A 17,678-nucleotide genomic window follows, 5' to 3' on the forward strand; every position below is an offset into this window, starting at 1 on the left:
ATTCCACCTTTTCGTTAAGTATTGTGAACAGTTTACACTTTTCTGTTAATTTTTGTTTACATTTTCACTTTACATGAAAAATGTAAACGCTTCAATAGCCATCTTTCAACGATTGGCACGCTTATTGCATCTCTTCTATTGGCATCATACATACAAAGGGAGAGGAACATTATGCAAGCAGAATTAGATTTGTTTAGAAAGTCGATTGAAGCATTTGCTGAAAAGCACATTGCACCATATTTTGATCAATGGGAAAAAGAAGGGAATACACCACGCGAATTATGGAATAAGTTAGGGGAAGAAGGATTTCTTTGCGTCGATATTCCAGAAGAGTACGGCGGACTTGGGGTTCCGTATCAATTTGCAGCACTCGTCGTTGAAGAGTTTAACCGTTTAGGGTACGGTTCGATTTCGGTGAACATTTCGGTACATGCGAATATCGTATCACACTACATTTTAAGCTCAGGAACAGAAGAGCAAAAATTACACTATTTGCCGAAGATGGTGACGGGGGAAATCGTCGGGGCTATCGCGATGACAGAGCCGAACGCAGGAAGTGACTTACAAGGAATGAAAGCGACGGCTGTTTACAATGAAGCAGACGAAACGTATACGATTAATGGTGCAAAAACATTTATTACGAACGGGGAGCATAGCGATTTAATTATCGTCGCAGCGCGTACGGATTCGAGTGTTCGCGCTTCAAAAGGAACGTCGCTCTTCTTAGTGGATGCGCCGATCGAAGGATTTGAACGCGGAACGAATTTAGATAAAATCGGTCTTCTTTCATGCGATACGATGGAGTTATTTTTCGAAGATGTCGTCGTCGGGAAAGATAAATTGCTCGGGGAATTGCACGGCGGATTTATTACATTAATGAAAGAGTTACCGAAAGAGCGTTTGTCCCTCGCAGCAGGGGCACTCGGTGCGTTAGAAGGAGCACTAGAGTGGACGATCCAATACGTGAAAGAGCGTCAAGCGTTCGGCCAGCCACTTAGCAACTTCCAAAATACGCGCTACAAAATTGCCGAGATGAAAACGGAAGCAGCGATGAATCGTGCATTTATCGAAAAATGTTATCAATTGCTCGACCGCGGAGAGCTCGATACAGCGACAGCAAGTATGGCGAAACTCGCATGTACAGAAGCGCAAGGGCGCATCGTCGATGAGTGTTTACAACTGTTCGGCGGTTACGGCTATATGCGTGAATATCCGATCGCTCGTGCGTTCGTCGATGCGCGCGTTCAACGAATTTACGGGGGAACTTCTGAAATTATGAAAGAAATTATTAGCCGTGATATTTTCGGACGTTAAGTAAAGGGGAGTATGCGATGACGATGTTACAAGGGGTTAAAGTATTAGATTTTACGACATTGTTGCCCGGGCCATTTGCGACGCAAACATTAGCGGATCTCGGAGCGGATGTTTTGCAAATCGTTTCGCCAACGCGTCACGATCTCGTGCGAACATTGTCGCCGGTCGATGAGGAAGGAATGTCTGCTGCGGGGCGTCAATTGCACCGTTCGAAAGAAGTGCTCCCACTCGATTTGAAAGAAGGAGGAGCGAAAGAGCGCATTTACGAGCTCATTGAGCAGTACGACATTATTTTTGAACAGTTTCGTCCAGGCGTGATGGCTCGTCTTGGACTCGATTATGAGACATTGCATAAAATCAATCCGCGCATCATTTATTGTTCGATTACCGGATACGGACAGACAGGGCCTTACCGAGACCGTGCAGGACATGATTTAAACTATTTATCAATCGCTGGTATTCCGAACTATTCGCGTAGAAAAGGAGAACGTCCATCTCCTCTCGGTGTTCAATTAGCAGATTTAGCGGGGGGCTCTTTATACAGTTTAGTCGGTGTCTTGGCCGCACTTTATAAGCGAACGCAAACGGGGGAAGGGGAATACGTCGACATTAGTATGACGGATGCGAGTTTTTCACTCAATGTCTTGTTCGGGTCAAGTGTACTCGCGACGGGGGAAGATGTCGAGCCGGAGTCGAATTTATTAAATGGGGGCGACTTTTACGATTATTACGAAACGTCGGACGGCCGCTATTTATCGGTCGGTAGTTTAGAGCCGCCATTTCGTAAAAAATTGTGTGAAATTGTCGGCTTAGAGGAATGGTATGAGCGGACATTTACAGAAGACGAGATGGTGTTACACGCATTTAAAGAAGCGTTGCAAGAACGGTTGAAAACGCGTGATTTTGCATCATGGTGTGCCGTATTTGAAGAAGCAGATTGCTGTGTGGAGCCTGTGCTCACATTGAAAGAAGCGATGAACCACCCACAATTGCGGGCGCGCGGCATGATTGTCGGCGTACCGAAAGAAGATGGAACCGTCGTGCAACAAATCGGACAACCGATTCAATTTCAAAACTATCTGCCAACGTATCGTCACGTTGGGCGGATCATTCCAAAGGGGGAAACTACATGATGCAATGGGAGAATTATGTCGTCGTCGTAACGGGCGGCGCTTCAGGATTAGGTTTAGGTGTCGTAGAAGCTGTCGTTGAAAAAGGAGGACGCGCGGTCATCTTCGATTTAGATGAAGCGAAAGCAGAAGAAGTATGTGACAGATTCGGAGAGCGTGTGACGCATGCGCATATGAACGTGACGGATGAAGACTCTGTAAAAGCAGGCATCAAGCATGCGATCGATACGTTCGGAGCTATTCATGCTTGCGTCAACTGTGCGGGCATTGCACCGCCGCAAAAAATACTCGGACGAAAAGGTGTCATGCCGCTTGAAAACTTTGAAAGTGTCATTCAAGTGAATTTAGTCGGAACGTTTAACGTGATGCGTCTTGCAGCAGAACAAATGGCGAACAATGAGCCATATTCCACACATGGAGAGCGTGGTGTCATCATTAATACGGCATCTGTCGCTGCATTTGAAGGACAGATGGGGCAAATTGCATACAGTGCGAGTAAAGCGGGTGTCGTCGGCATGAGCTTGCCGGCCGCACGTGATTTATCATCGACGGGCATTCGCGTCAATGCGATTGCGCCAGGTTTATTCCGCACACCGCTGGCGGAAGGGTTAGGCGAAAAAGTCGTCGCAAGTTTAGAAGAGACGGTCGAATTTCCGAAGCGACTTGGCTTGCCGAAAGAATTTGCGCATCTTGTGACATTTTTAATCGAAAATGAATATATGAACGGAGAAGTTGTGCGACTCGATGGAAGTATTCGCATGGCGGCAAAATAAAGAAAAGGATGTTGCACATACATGAGCAACATCCTTTTTTTAGTCTAGTTTGTAATATTTTAAAAGCAAAAAGGAAAAAATTGCAGTAGATGCAATCATTCCAATAATCCAAATGGTAAACATCGTAGAACTAAACATAGGAACGCCTCCTTATTTTGTTACTTCTATCGGACGTGGTAATACATTCGCTAAGACGAACATCGTGATGATTCCGACGAGCGTAGACCAACCGCCTGCAGCGAGTGGGCTCGGCTCGAGGCCTGTAAATACGATCACTAAATAAAAGGCTAAGCCAATGATCATCGAACCTTCCGCTGCACGACGATGCGCTTTTTTCTTCCCGAATACCGCATACATCACAGGGCCGAGTGTTCCTGCAGATACTCCGGATATGCCGACCCACATTAAATCCGCTAAAAATGGCGGCGGGTTTAAGACGATGAGTGCAGCGAGCAAACCGACGATTAAAACGACAATCCGGCTAATTTTAAGCGCAGTCGCATCCGCTTTTTCAGGTGTCGTTTTAATGATGCCACGTTTCACGAGCACTTTTTTATAAATGTCATTCGCAAATACCGTACTCATGACGACGAACAAACCGTCTGTCGTCGATAAAGCCGCGGCCAAAATAACGACCGCAACGAATGCAGCGAGCGCAGCAGGGAAGCCCCATGCGACATACTCAAGTAAAGCGAGGTCTGCTTGTTCCAATCCTGGAACAGCTATGCGGGCGAAAAATCCACCGAATAAAACGAACAATGAAGCGGCTGCTGCGAAAATGTAAACGATAATCATTTTACGCAAGTCTTTTTCGTTTTTTAACGATAATACTTTGTTAAATAATTGCGGTTGTGAGGCGAAAGAAAATTGAATAATGAGTAAACCGAGTACCGCTGAAATCGCATAATAGTTCGAATCGGGATTAAAGACAGAAAGTAATTGCATATCTTGTTCTTTAAAGTTGTCTGTAATCGCTTGGAACGTTTTTGAAATGCTCCAATCTCCGAAGAAATACAATCCAGATAAAAAGACGATAATGCCTGTTGCGGCCATCATAATCGCTTGTACCGCATCGGTGTAGACGTCCGCATACGAACCTCCGACATATACATATGCAACGACAATCACGGCAATTAAAATGAGCCCTGTTAAATAATTTAAATTCAGCATGTTTTGGAAAATTTGCGCACCTGCTGAAAACTGTGCGGCGATGTAAAATAAATTAAATAACATAATGAGTCCTGTGCCGACACGTAAAATATCGCTATCGTAATAATCGCCTAACCAGTCAGGAAGCGAAAGGGAGTGTTGCTCTTGATTGCGCTTGTATGCGGTTTTCGCAATCGTAATAAATCCGAGAGGAGCCCCGATAAAGATCGCTAAATAGAGCCATAAGTTACTGAGCCCCCAAGCGTATGAGTATCCAGGATACCCCATAAATGTCGCGGCGCTAAATAGTGTCGCAGCGAGTGATAAGCCGAGCACATATGGACCGAGTGTACCGCCACTGATCGCGAAGTCTTCCATCGTCTTCGTTTTGCGTGCGGCATACATACTGACACCGACCATAATGGCCATAAAGATGCCAAACTGAATCCATAAATGTGTACTAATTTCAATCACATTGTTCATCTCCTTTTCGAAAAAAGACCAAATGAAAAAGCGTTCTCAATATTTGAGAGCGCTTTAATTGGACTATAAATTTGTGTCATCATCATATAATAACTTTATAAAAATAGCAAATTGAAAAAAATAAAACGGCATGAAAAAATAAAAAATATTCGTTATGATAAGGGGAAAGACCTAAAAGATAGGAAAAGTAGGGAAGCGAGCGATTAATCGTTTTTTCTAGCGAATTTCGCAAAATTTTTCAATTGATTATGCACGCGTCCATAAATAGAATTAGGTTCGAAAGTACCATCTTCTTTTAAGCCAGCAGAAATACCTGTTAAAATATGAATTCCTTGTTCAACCGTTTCGATGGCATAAATATGGAATTTTTTATTTTTGACCGCTTCAATGACTCGGTCATTCAACATGAGTTGACGCACATTCGCTTTTGGGATGAGGACGCCTTGTTCTCCTGTCAGTCCTTGTTTTTCACAAATGGCAAAAAACCCTTCGACTTTTTCATTGACGCCCCCGATCGGTTGGACTTCTCCTTTTTGGTTAACCGAGCCTGTCACGGCAAAACCTTGTTTAATCGGCACATTCGCTAAGCTAGAAAGGAGTGCGTACAATTCAGTGCTCGAAGCGCTGTCTCCGTCGACGCCACTGTACGATTGTTCAAATGCAAGATGAGCTGTTAAAGAGAGTGGGAATTGTTGCGCGAAGATTTGTCCGAGATATCCACTTAAAATGTAGACCCCTTTATTGTGAAGACTTCCCGACAATTCACTTTCTCTTTCGATATTGACGATGCCACTTTCACCGACAAAAGTCGTCGCTGTAATGCGTGTCGGCTTTCCGAACTGATATTGTCCGAGGTTGAGAACAGCGAGCCCGTTCACTTGTCCGACGCTTGCGCCAGATGTTTCAATTAAAATCGTTTCGTCCAACACGTTTTGTTGAACTTTTTCTTCATATAGATTGTTGCGATATTGCTTTTCGTCAATCGTTTTTTGAATATGAGAGGCGTGAATGGTTGTTGCGTCTTCCAATCTTGCCCACGTATCTGCTTCATAGAGCAATTCGACGAGTTCATTAAAACGTGTCGACAATTTTGTCTGTTCATCTGCAAGTCGCATACTATATTCGATAATGCGTGCGACAGCATCGCGGTGAAAAGGAAGCAAATGATGTTCCGTCGCATGTGTATGGATAAAGCGGACGAGGCTCATCATATTTTGTTCAGAAGCGTCCATTTCTACGTCGAAATCGACTTTAATTTTAAAGAGCTTTCGGAAATCTTCATCATAATGGTAAAGCATTTGATACGTGTCGACATTGCCGATTAAAATGACTTTCACATCGAGAGGGAGCGCTTCGGGTTGTAGTGATGTCGTCGCAACTAAACTCGCATGTTCTGCGATATTTTCAATTTTTAATTCTTTATGCAGGAGGGCGCGCTTCAATCCTTCCCATGCGTAACTTTTCGTCAACAGATCACGCGCTTGAATAATTAAATAGCCGCCATTCGCTTCATGTAAAAAGCCTGGTTTTATTTTCGTGAAGTTTGTGCTCATGACACCCATGCGGCTTTCGTATTCCACTTTTCCAATCATATTGTAATATGTTGGATTGTCCGCGATGATGACAGGTGCTCCGTTCGTTTCTTCATGATGTACGAGAATATTCACTTCATATTTTCTGAACAATGCATCGGACTCGCTTAAAGCTTTCGCCATTTCCTCTTGAGTTTCTTCGTCGCTTTGTAAAAAGTGGTCGATATTTTTCAAAATATCTTCTTTCACTTCTTGTACGTATTGCAAAATGCTCGGACATTGTTCGAATTGTTCATTTAATTTTTCGAGGTGATGCCCGGCAGCATGTAAGGCGACTTGGCGATCAAGGGCGTCGAGTTGTTCGTTTAATTTATCATCTAATGCTCGAATTTCATTCATATAAATGGATAATTTTTGTTGCAAGTTTGCACTATTTTTCTCCATTTCTTCAATCGTTTCGTCGTCAAGTAATTCCAACCCTTCTTCCGTCAACGGTTCACCGTCGATGATTGGAATCGTGACGATACCCGCTGCTGTCGGTTGAATCATAAAACCTTCTTCTTGTGCGAGTTCATTCATTTTTTCAGCGATGGCTGTACTCGCATAATGAAATTGTTCTGTCAGCTCTTTCCTCTCCGCTAAATAACTTTCTTCATTGAAAGCGCGCGGAATATCTGTTTTTAAGTTTTTAATTAATTGTTCCATACTTTCTGACAATTTACGTCCGAGTCCGACTGGAAGTTGTAACAATTTCGGTTTGTATTGGTCTTTGAAGTTGTACACGTAACACCAGTCGAATAAGGATGTTTCACGTTTTGCAAAATCTTCTACCATGGCGCGCGCGAATGTCGTTTTTCCGGTACCTGGGAGACCGGCGATATAAATATTGTAGCCGTCACGGTTCGCATGTAAGCCAAATTTCATGACATCTACGCCACGCTTCTGCCCGATAATTGCTTGTAGTGTTTCAACTTCTTCCGTCGTTTCGAACGGAAACTGTTGTGCGGAAACGGTATGTTTTAACTGTTCGGGTGTTAATTTTAAATCATTCATCTCATCACCTCTTTAAAATAGTTACTCTCTTTATAGTATCCTAAATGCTGTAAAAAAGATAAGGAATGTACAAAAAGCGTAGAAGATTTAATCTTCTACGCTTTCGTTAAGAAATGAGCGATTGATCGCGATGCTTGTGATATGTTTTAAAAACGATCAATAACAGTAAAGTGATACCTTCCGCGACAGGAAAGGCGAGCCAAATGGCATCTGGACCGAATAAAGTCGGTAAAATCCATAAGCTCGGTAATAAAAATACGAGACTTCGACTGAGTATGATCAGTGTAGCGAAGCGGATTTGTTCAATCGATTGATAAAACTCTGCATACACCATATTCACCCCTAAAAATAAATAGCCGATGAAAAAGAGTACGATTCCTTTTCGAGTGAATGCCGCAACTTCTTCATTTTGAATAGCGAATAAGTCGATGAATACATCGCTCGCCAGTGATCCGACGAGAAAAGAGAGAAGTCCGATACCAAAGCCCGTCCAAACGGCGATTTTCACGAAAGTTTGGAGACGATCGAACAGTTTTGCACCGTGATGATAGCTCGTAATCGGTTGCAGTGCTGCACCTACTCCGATGAAGATCATGATGAATACCGCATGGACGTAGTTGACGACGGCGAACGCCGTAATGCCGAGTTCCCCTGTGAAATGTTTGAACGACATATTCGTCGCCACAATCATAATCGCTGCACTTCCTTCGACGATAAAGCTCGGTAAACCGATTAGAAGCATCGACTTCACCGTCGCCCATTCAAGTCGCCATGTAATGAATTTTAAATGATTCGTCGGTTTGCGGAAGTGGAGCAGTAAGACGAGTGTGCCGATAATCGTCGCAATAACGGTCGCCCACGCTGCACCTTTCACTCCCCAGCCGAATTGGAAAATGAAAATATAGTTTAAAATAATATTCAAAATCGAATTGACGACGAGACCGGCAGTAGCGAGTACAGGATTGCCGTCGTTCCGAATGAAAATGCTTAAAATATTTTCTAAAATATAAATGAGCCCAGCGACTAAAATGACGTGCAAATAATCGCGTACGAACGGATAAATTTCATCCGTTGCACCGAAAAAGTAAGCCATCTGTTTTTCGAAAATTAAACTAAAAATAATGATGACACTTGTGAGTAAGACTGCTGTCACAATCGCTTGGCTGAAGATCGACTGAGCGCGTTTTTGTTCACCGCGACCGAGTGCGATTGAATACATCGTCGCGCCACCCATCCCAATCCATAATGAAATCGAGAGTAAAATAGAATAAACAGGTACTGCGACGTTCACACCGGCAAGTGCACGTTCTCCCACTCCGTGGCTAACGAATAGTCCATCGATTAAAATATTCACCGCCATGAGCATCATCCCCAGAAGCGAGGGAATTAAATACGATAAAAATAAACGAGAAGGCTTCATCGTTTGAAGTTTCTCTGTAGTTGTCATCATTGCGATCATCCTTCATATTTCAATTTGCTTTCTATATGTTAAACGATATAGTTACTATATAGTCAAGCGAACAATGGAGGAAAGTAGAAATGAAAGATAAAGGACAATTTTTTACGACGGGAGAATTTGCGAAAGCGTGTGGAATCTCGAAGCAAACGATTATTTACTACGATAAAATAGGACTACTGCAGCCAGACTTTATCGAAAAAAATGGCTATCGATATTATTCGGTGCATCAATTGGAACGTTTTGCCGTTATTGATTTATTGAAACGATTGGATACTCCGTTAAAAGAGATTAAGCAATTTTTAAATGAAAAAGAATTGGAAGAAGCGGTACGTTTATTGGAAGAAAAAGAACAAGTGCTCATTCGCAAAATGGAAGAATTAAGCGAACTGCAACAAATTATTCGCACGAAGCGAGCGCTCATTCAAGAGGCGGGGCAAGTTGTAGAAGAGGTCTTTATTGAACAGATGGAAGCGGAATGTTTAATTGTAAGTGAGCCGATCATTGCCACTTCGGAGAAAGAAATTTCAGAACGGATTCAACATTTCGCACAATATTTCGTAAACAATGAGCGTGATGCGGGTTACCCGATGAGCCGTCTATTTTCTAAGGAACAGTTTGAAAAAGGGGATTATGTAACGGGTGGGTGTTTTTACATTCGAGTGGAAGAACCGAAAACAAACTGTTCGGTGATGAAAGAAGCGGGGACGTATGCTTGTACATATCATGTAGGAGATTACAATGCAGTTACAGAAGCGTATGAACGGATTAAACGATGGATGGAAGCGGAGCAATACATTGTCGCAGGAGATGTTTATGAGCAATATATGCTCGATGAAATTATTTCGAGCAATACCGAACAATATGTGACGAAAATGATGGTTCGGGTCATTAAGAGATAGAAGGAATCTATTCTATTTTGGTCAAAGAACCGTGATTGTTTCTGATGAGATGAATAAAAAAACAGCAAATCGACATGACGATTTGCTGTTTGTAATACTTAAATTAAAAGGCCGAATAAAGAACTATCTTTATTCACTTCTTTATAAGGGAAGCCGTTCTCCTTCATCCGTTGAATTAAGCTCGCATAATCTTCGCGACGTTTAATTTCGATGCCAACGAGACCTGGGCCATTTTCTTTATTGTTTTTCTTCGTGTATTCGAATGTCGTAATGTCATCATCTGGGCCGAGCACTTCATCGAGAAATTGGCGAAGTGCGCCTGCACGTTGCGGGAAGTCGATGATGAAATAGTAAAGTAAACCTTCATATAAGAGAGACTTCTCTTTAATTTCTTGCATGCGACCGATGTCGTTATTTCCGCCAGATACGACACAGACGACAGATTTTCCTTTAATTTTATCTTTGTAGAAGTCGAGAGCGGCAATCGGTAATGCTCCTGCTGGTTCCGCGATGATCGCATGTTCATTATACATCGTTAAAATGGACGTACATACTTTTCCTTCTGGAACGACGATAATATCATCGACGGATTGTGAAATGACTTGATGCGTCATCGTGCCGACACATTGGACAGCAGCTCCGTCGACAAATTTGTCGATCTGTGGCAAGTTGACCGGTCCGCCATGTGCGAGCGCTGCTTTCATGCTCGCCGCCCCTGCTGGTTCTACCCCGATAATTTTTGTGTGAGGAGAGACGTTTTTAATGTAGGTTGATAAACCAGCGACTAATCCACCACCGCCGACACTTGCGAAAATAAAGTCGAGCGGCTCGTCGATGTCGTTCATCACTTCGACCGCTACGGTACCTTGTCCAGCAATAATGTCAGGATCGTCAAATGGATGGATGAAAATTTGTCCGTGTTCCTCCGAGTATGCCATCGCCTCTTTTGAAGACTCATCAAATGTATCGCCGACGAGAATAATTTCGACGAAGTGGCGACCGAACATTTTCACTTGGTTAATTTTTTGTTTCGGTGTCGTTTGTGGCATGAAGATTTTACCTTCGATTTCGAGGTGAGCACATGCGTAGGCGACTCCTTGCGCGTGATTTCCAGCACTCGCACAGACGACGCCATATTTGCGAGCATCATTTTCAATGCGTTTAATTTTGTAATACGCGCCACGCAATTTGAAAGAGCGCACATGTTGCAAGTCTTCCCGTTTAATGTAGACATTGCACTCATATTGCTCTGAAAGCCGTTCGTTTTTTTGTAAAGGTGTGTGGCTGACGATGTCTTTCAGTAGCTGGTTGGCGATGAGGACATCTTCTAATTGTAGCGGTAATTTTTTCGCTACGTCTTCTGTTTCTTTATTGGTCACTGAGTTCGTCATTGATAAAACCTCCAATGGATATGTAAAGATTACATAATAATAACATGAAAGTACGAGAATTGAAACGGACTTATCTAAATTGTCCGTCAATTTATACGGGAATTATAGGAGAAAGAAGGAAAGTTTTTTGGCGAAAGGCGCTACTTTCGTGTACGATAGAACGGACAATTAGTGAAGGAAGTGGCAAGATGAAACAGTTTCAAGTATTGCAACTGACAAAAACAATAGGGGAAAAAACATTATTTGAAAATATACAATTTACGATTCATTCCGGAGAAAAAATCGGAATCGTTGGTCAAAATGGAACAGGTAAAACGACATTGCTCTCGGTATTGGCGAATGAAGTGATTGCGGACGAGTATGAAAAGAAACATCCGAATGATTATACAATTCGTCTATTAACACAAGAAGACCGTCTCGATTTGGATTTGACGATTATTGAAACATTATTCCAAAGCGATACGCCACTCATGCGTTTAAACTATGAATACGAACAAGTGACACGCCAATTGAGTGAACATCCGACAGATGAAAAAATTCAACAGCGCTTTACAGATATTCAAGCAGAGATGGATGCGCAAGGGGCTTGGGATATGAATACGCAAGCGCGGACGATTTTATCGAAGCTTCATATGTTAGAGCCTGCGAAACGAGTGCGCGACTGTTCGGGAGGAGAGCGTAAACGTGTTGCACTCGCGAAAGTATTGCTCGAAGAAAGTGATTTATTATTGCTTGATGAGCCGACGAACCATTTAGATATCGATTCGATTGAATGGTTGCAAACGTATTTACAACAGACGAAGCGGGCGGTACTTTTCATTACGCATGACCGCTACTTTTTAGATGAAGTGGCGACGAAAATTTATGAGCTTGATCAAGGGAAGTTATATGAATACGAAGGGAACTATGCCGATTTCGTCATGCAAAAGTCAGAACGTGAACAGCTAGCTGTTCAAACGGCTGCCAAACAACAAAATCGGTACCGCAATGAATTAAAATGGGTTATGCGTGGCGCGAAAGCTCGTTCAACCAAACAAAAAGCACGCTTGCAACGCTTTGATATTTTGAAAGATGATGTGTTGACGAAAACGCGGGAAACCGAACTCGAAATGGCCGTCGCTTCGACCCGTCTTGGAAAGCAAGTGATTGAAATTGAGTCGCTTGCGAAATCATTCGGCGACCGTCAACTCATTGAAGACTTTTCAGCGCTTGTGAAACGGACAGATCGCATTGCGATTGTCGGACCGAACGGAGCAGGAAAATCGACATTGCTTAAAATGATCGCAGGAGAAGAACAGCCCGACCAAGGAACGATCACGATCGGTCAAACGGTGAAAATGGCACATTTCCACCAACATATTCCGAACATGGATACCGATGAACGCGTGATCAATTACATTCGAGAAGTGTCGAACTCGATTCAAACAGCTTCAGGAGAACGTTTGTCAGCGACGCAAATGCTTGAGCGATTTTTATTCCCGAGCCACGTTCACGGCACGCCGATTCGCAAATTATCCGGCGGTGAAAAAAAGCGTCTCTTTTTACTGCGCTTATTAATGGAAGAACCGAACGTTTTATTACTCGATGAGCCGACGAACGATCTCGATATCGAAACGTTAACAGTACTCGAATCCTTTTTAGATACATTTGGCGGTGTCGTCATCGTCATCTCCCATGATCGTTACTTTTTGGACCGTACGTGTACGACACTTTGGGCATTAGATGGCAAAGGGAAAGTCGACAGCTATTACGGTTTGTATAGCGAATATTTAGCGGAGCCTGAAGAGGTTGTGGAAGTTGTCAAAGAGACGAAGCAAGAAGAGCGTCCGAAAGAGCGCAAGAAAAAAATGAGCTACAATGAAAAGCGCGAATGGGAAACAATCGAGGATGATTTAATGCAGCTGGAAGAAGAAATTGAACAGTTAAACGGTCAAATGGAAGAAGCAGGAAGCAATTATGAACAAATTGCGAAGTTAACCGAGCAATTAAATGAAAAAAACGAAGCGCTTGATGTATTATTAGAGCGATGGGAGTATTTAGAACAGCTCGCAAATGAACAGTAGGAGAGGATATACGTGAACATTATAACGATTGAACCAACGCCGAGTCCGAACTCGATGAAAATCCTTGTGGATGAACGATTACCAGATGGGGAGCGTTACAATTATCGAAAAGATGACAGTGCACCATCTCCTTATCAGGAATTGCTTTCCCTTCACGGAGTGCGTGGCATTTACCGCATTGAAGATTTCATGGCCGTCGAACGAATCGCCAACGTGCCATGGGAAAAGATTTTAAAAGAAATTCGTGGCGTATTAGAAGGTAGCGACCAATCATCAATCGAGACAGAAGCGGTTGAAGATGATCATTTCGGTGAAGTGTACGTCCACGTTCAAACATATAAAGACATTCCGATTCAAGTGAAAGTATTCGACACGATGGAAGAAAAGCGTTTTGCGTTAGGCGAGCGTTTTATCCATGCGATGGAAAGCGTGCATAGTACGGAAGCGGAAAACTACATTTTATTACGAAAATGGGCAGATTACGGCATTCGTTATGGAGAAAAAGACGAAATTGGAGAAGCGATCATCGCAGAAATTGAAGCAGCGTATCCGAAAGAACGTCTTCAAACAATCATCGCAGCACATCAACGTGGCGAAGAAGAGGAACAGCGCCAGGTAGAGCGCGTCACATTAGATCAATTTTCAAACGAAGCGTGGGAAGTTCGTTTCCAATTGCTTGATCAAATTGGAGAGCCTGATGTGGAAGATTTACCTGTTTTAAATGCGGCATTGGACGATGAGAAAATGTCAATTCGCAGACTCGCAACGGCTTACTTAGGCATGATTGAAGATGAGCGTGTCGTACCTCTCGTTGAAAAAGCGTTGCACGATAAAAGTTGGGCGGTGCGTCGTACGGCAGGAGACTGTATGAGTGACCTCGGCTTCCAAGCGTTTGAAGAGGCAGCGATTCGCGCCCTTGGAGATAAAAATAAGCTCGTTCGTTGGCGCGCGGCGATGTACTTGTACGAAACGGGTACAGAACGCGCACTTCCTGCATTGCGTGCAGTAGAGGAAGACCCAGAATTCGAAGTGAAATTGCAAATTAAATTAGCGATTCAGCGCATTGAAGGTGGAGAAGAAGCACGAGGCTCGATTTGGAAACAAATGACCGAGCAATTCGACGCTTAAACATGCTATACTGAAAGCGAAAAAATATAAGGGTAAAGGGGTTTTGGAACGATGGATATGAACGCATATGAACGACATATGATGGAAATGACGCGCGGTATGCGTCAAGAGCTCGTCAATGAAGGGTTCCGTGAATTGACGACAGCAGAAGAAGTACATGAAGTGATGAACGGTATGAAAGGAACAGCACTCGTCGTCATCAACTCTGTTTGTGGTTGTGCAGCAGGTCTTGCACGTCCAGCAGTGCGTGAAGCATTGAATAAAGCGGAAAACAAACCGACACATTTATGGACGGTATTCGCAGGACAAGACCGTGAAGCGACAGAAGCGATGCGTGAGTATTTCACAGAAGTCCCACCATCAAGCCCGTCGATCGCACTTTTAAAAGATGGGAAACTCGCATACTTCATCCCACGTGAGCAAATCGAAAATTACGAAATGGAACAAATCGAGACACATTTATCGGATGTGCTCGCACAATTTGTTGAATGATTGTCACTACATCAGGGCGCGCATCTGAAGCTACAAAGATGCGTGCCCAATCTTTTGCTAAAAAGCATAACATTCGCTACGAACCGCGTAAGAAACGTTCGATTACCCAGCTGTACCAAGAAGCGACACGCATTCTCGTATTTGGAGAAGAGCGGGATGAATTGTTTACAGAAGGTTCAGTGGAGCCGTTTTTCTTTCATCCGAACATGGCGCTCATTCGTTATAAACGACTATTAAAAGGTGATCAAGATCCGCTACTTGAAATCGGTTCAATCCAACCGGGTGACTCCGTGCTCGATTGCACGCTTGGGCGGGGAGCGGACAGCATCATTTTATCGCATGGCGTCGGTTCGAAAGGCTCGGTGACCGCGCTTGAAAAACAGTTCGACATTCATTACATTACAGCGACGGGGCTTGCGCGTTACGACGAAGCGGACCCGACATTTTGTGAGGCGATGCGTCGTATTCAGACGCATTGCACAGATGCGTATACGTATTTGCAAGACCAACAAGACGCATCTATCGATCACATTTATCTCGATCCGCTATTTGACGCTGTTATCGAAGAATCGACACCATTCGAAAACTTGCGTACGAAAGCGTCACGGGATGCGTTGACAGCAGAATGGGTCGAGGAAGCGAAGCGTGTAGCGAAAAAATCAATCATTTTAAAAGGGCATTACACATCGCAATTATTCGAGCGATTTGGATTTGAGCGCGAAGTTCGCAAGACGAGTAAATTTCATTACGGTGTGATTCGGTTCGGGTAACGTGCCAATAAAAAATAAGCTACCTCTGTTCACTTTAGAACGGAAGTAGCTTATTTTTAATGTGCAATCCTTTTTAGTTGCGTAAAGGAAAGATTAATGTGTAAAATTGAGTGAAGATAAATAAAAAGTAAGTACGAGCATTGCGATACCAACGAATAATTCGATATTCATGAAGAAACCCTCCTTTACTTTCATATATTCATTTTAAAGAGACAATCTGTCTGTTTCACAGTATACCATGAATTTTCAGTCGCTCGCTACTGTTCCAAAGGAAAATGAGGGAGAAATCGTGAACGTGATGAAACTTTTTTATAAAAAGTCCGTCTATAATAGAAAGGAAAGGAGTTGAATCGGATGAAACAATGGTTAAGACAACTATTAATTGGAACCGTTGCCATTTTTACATTAGGTGTTATCTCACCGAGTCATGAAATATGGGCGAATGTGGATGAGAAGTCAGAGCCGTTTAGCGACTCAGCAGCGGAATTAAGTGGAGAGAATTACCAAGTTGAGTGGCAAAGTGAATTTCAACCATCGAGTATCGATGATTTATATAAGCAAGCAAAAACCGTCGCCTATACGAAATTTGGCTCAAAAATTGGGCCGAAAATTCAAAATGAATTTGATGATGTCATCTTCCCTGAAATTGAAAAAGTGATCGCTCAAGTGTATGAAGGGAATCGCACACTTGCGGTAACTGAAAATCCGAGCGGGAACTATTCTGAAAAAATGTTCAATGTATACGATGCGCAGTCAGGAGACGAATTGCTATATTTCCATGTGCGCACTGAAAAACGCCCACAAGAAGGGTATTACTACAATTTCCACTATCACGTACAAGAGGATGACTTTGATGAGCATCATACGATCGGTGACATTTACTGGAGCAAAAACACACCACCGAAATGGTTATCATAATAGGAACACGTAAGCTATTTTCTATCAATCGATGGAAAATAGCTTTTTTATTCGCATCCATTCCTCGATTAAGTTATAGTGATATAATGTAAAAGAAACCTTTTTAAAAATAGCTCTAGAGAGCGCATACGGCCATAGTTTGTTATAATAGTTTTTATGGATTTGAAGGAGGTTTCACAACATGCAGCAGTATTTACAACTTTTACATAAAGTGATGGATGAAGGTGTCGAAAAAGGAGATCGTACAGGTACAGGAACGAAAAGTATTTTCGGGTATCAAATGCGCTTTAATTTGCAGGAAGGATTTCCTTTATTGACAACGAAACGCACCGCATTTCGTCTCATCGTCTCGGAATTGCTTTGGTTTTTAAAAGGCGATACGAATGTGCGTACACTCATTGAAGAAAACAACCGCATTTGGGATGAGTGGGCGTTTAAACAATGGGTGGATAGCGCGGAATATGATGGGCCAGACATGACAGATTTCGGTCGTCGGGCGTTAAAAGACGACGCCTTTCGCATACAGTATGAAGAACAATTGGAGCAGTTTCGCACGCGTGTGCTAGAAGATGATGCATTCGCTGAAAAATACGGGGATCTCGGGCCGGTATACGGCAAGCAGTGGCGGTCGTGGGTCGGTCCGAACGGCGAGTCGATCGACCAAATTGCGAATGTTATCGAAAGTTTGAAACAGAACCCTGATTCACGCAGACATATTGTGACCGCGTGGAATCCAGCGGAAGTAGACGATATGGCATTGCCTCCGTGTCACAATATGTTCCAGTTTTACGTGGCGGACGGCAAATTGTCGTGTCAACTGTATCAGCGCAGCGCGGACATTTTCTTAGGTGTGCCGTTCAATATCGCATCGTATGCGCTTCTTATGATGCTCATTGCACGCGAAACGGGTTATGAACTCGGAGAATTCGTGCATACGTTAGGGGACGCGCACATTTATTCAAACCATTACGACCAAGTGCGTGAACAATTAGCGCGTGAACCGAGAGCATTGCCAACGGTGCGCATTGCACAGAAAGAGTCTATTTTTAATTTACAAACTGAGGACTTTGAATTGCTTGGCTATGACCCACATCCAAGTATTAAAGCACCGATTGCAGTATAGG

General features: G+C 43.1%; 14 protein-coding genes. 10 read left to right on the forward strand and 4 right to left on the reverse strand.

Annotated elements, in window-relative coordinates; all coding sequences use genetic code 11:
• Positions 1 to 171 precede the first annotated feature (171 nt).
• The 3 genes from IRY55_RS03040 to IRY55_RS03050 are packed head-to-tail and all read left to right on the forward strand — an operon-like array spanning position 172 to position 3,217.
• Complete coding sequence (locus IRY55_RS03040; protein WP_194561775.1) at positions 172 to 1,314, forward strand: acyl-CoA dehydrogenase family protein; 1,143 nt, start codon at positions 172 to 174, stop codon at positions 1,312 to 1,314.
• A 17-nt stretch (positions 1,315 to 1,331) separates the two neighbouring features.
• Complete coding sequence (locus tag IRY55_RS03045; RefSeq protein WP_194561776.1) at positions 1,332 to 2,447, forward strand: CaiB/BaiF CoA transferase family protein; 1,116 nt, start codon at positions 1,332 to 1,334, stop codon at positions 2,445 to 2,447.
• Positions 2,444 to 3,217 carry an SDR family NAD(P)-dependent oxidoreductase gene (locus IRY55_RS03050; RefSeq protein ID WP_328799605.1) on the forward strand — a complete coding sequence of 258 codons (774 nt, stop codon included), beginning with the start codon at positions 2,444 to 2,446 and terminating at the stop codon, positions 3,215 to 3,217. Before IRY55_RS03045 ends, IRY55_RS03050 begins: the two co-directional genes overlap by 4 nt.
• A gap of 150 nt (positions 3,218 to 3,367) precedes the next feature.
• Here the strand turns inward: IRY55_RS03050 and IRY55_RS03055 are convergent, their stop codons facing one another.
• The 3 genes from IRY55_RS03055 to IRY55_RS03065 all read right to left on the reverse strand — a co-directional run bounded on the left by IRY55_RS03055 (position 3,368) and on the right by IRY55_RS03065 (position 8,884).
• Positions 3,368 to 4,849, reverse strand: coding sequence for a sodium:solute symporter family protein (locus tag IRY55_RS03055; RefSeq protein ID WP_213086640.1), 1,482 nt, complete (start codon positions 4,847 to 4,849; stop codon positions 3,368 to 3,370).
• A 203-nt stretch (positions 4,850 to 5,052) separates the two neighbouring features.
• Positions 5,053 to 7,434 carry a Lon protease family protein gene (locus IRY55_RS03060; RefSeq protein ID WP_194561778.1) on the reverse strand — a complete coding sequence of 794 codons (2,382 nt, stop codon included), beginning with the start codon at positions 7,432 to 7,434 and terminating at the stop codon, positions 5,053 to 5,055.
• Positions 7,435 to 7,540: 106 nt separating this feature from the next.
• The gene (locus IRY55_RS03065) at positions 7,541 to 8,884 is read right to left on the reverse strand and encodes an MATE family efflux transporter (RefSeq protein ID WP_235961005.1); all 1,344 of its coding nucleotides are present in this window, start codon (positions 8,882 to 8,884) and stop codon (positions 7,541 to 7,543) included.
• Positions 8,885 to 8,973: 89 nt separating this feature from the next.
• Here IRY55_RS03065 and IRY55_RS03070 point away from each other — a divergent pair, with 89 nt between their 5' ends.
• Positions 8,974 to 9,792 (forward strand): MerR family transcriptional regulator, encoded by an 819-nt coding sequence (locus IRY55_RS03070; protein ID WP_194561779.1) that lies wholly within the window; start codon positions 8,974 to 8,976, stop codon positions 9,790 to 9,792.
• Between the two features lie 98 nt (positions 9,793 to 9,890).
• On the opposite strand, the gene ilvA is transcribed toward IRY55_RS03070, so the two are convergent.
• Positions 9,891 to 11,183 carry a threonine ammonia-lyase IlvA gene (gene ilvA, locus IRY55_RS03075; RefSeq protein WP_194561780.1) on the reverse strand — a complete coding sequence of 431 codons (1,293 nt, stop codon included), beginning with the start codon at positions 11,181 to 11,183 and terminating at the stop codon, positions 9,891 to 9,893.
• 188 nt (positions 11,184 to 11,371) lie between these two features.
• On the opposite strand from ilvA, the gene IRY55_RS03080 reads away from it, so the two are divergent.
• The 6 genes from IRY55_RS03080 (at position 11,372) to IRY55_RS03105 (ending at position 17,677) form a co-directional block, all read left to right on the forward strand.
• Positions 11,372 to 13,246, forward strand: a complete 1,875-nt coding sequence (locus IRY55_RS03080; protein ID WP_194561781.1) for an ABC-F family ATP-binding cassette domain-containing protein — start codon at positions 11,372 to 11,374, stop codon at positions 13,244 to 13,246.
• 12 nt (positions 13,247 to 13,258) lie between these two features.
• Positions 13,259 to 14,374 carry a conserved virulence factor C family protein gene (locus IRY55_RS03085; RefSeq protein ID WP_194561782.1) on the forward strand — a complete coding sequence of 372 codons (1,116 nt, stop codon included), beginning with the start codon at positions 13,259 to 13,261 and terminating at the stop codon, positions 14,372 to 14,374.
• 57 nt (positions 14,375 to 14,431) lie between these two features.
• The gene (locus IRY55_RS03090; RefSeq protein ID WP_328799626.1) at positions 14,432 to 14,866 is read left to right on the forward strand and encodes a BrxA/BrxB family bacilliredoxin; all 435 of its coding nucleotides are present in this window, start codon (positions 14,432 to 14,434) and stop codon (positions 14,864 to 14,866) included.
• Between the two features lie 38 nt (positions 14,867 to 14,904).
• The gene (locus tag IRY55_RS03095) at positions 14,905 to 15,636 is read left to right on the forward strand and encodes a class I SAM-dependent methyltransferase (RefSeq protein WP_194561784.1); all 732 of its coding nucleotides are present in this window, start codon (positions 14,905 to 14,907) and stop codon (positions 15,634 to 15,636) included.
• 354 nt (positions 15,637 to 15,990) lie between these two features.
• Positions 15,991 to 16,554 (forward strand): YpjP family protein, encoded by a 564-nt coding sequence (locus tag IRY55_RS03100; protein ID WP_194561785.1) that lies wholly within the window; start codon positions 15,991 to 15,993, stop codon positions 16,552 to 16,554.
• 181 nt (positions 16,555 to 16,735) lie between these two features.
• On the forward strand, positions 16,736 to 17,677 hold the full coding sequence (locus IRY55_RS03105; RefSeq protein ID WP_194561786.1) for a thymidylate synthase: 942 nt from the start codon (positions 16,736 to 16,738) through the stop codon (positions 17,675 to 17,677).
• Position 17,678: the final 1 nt, after the last annotated feature.

Origin of the sequence: Savagea serpentis, from assembly GCF_015351395.1 — a bacterium.
Classification (GTDB): domain Bacteria; phylum Bacillota; class Bacilli; order Bacillales_A; family Planococcaceae; genus Savagea; species Savagea serpentis.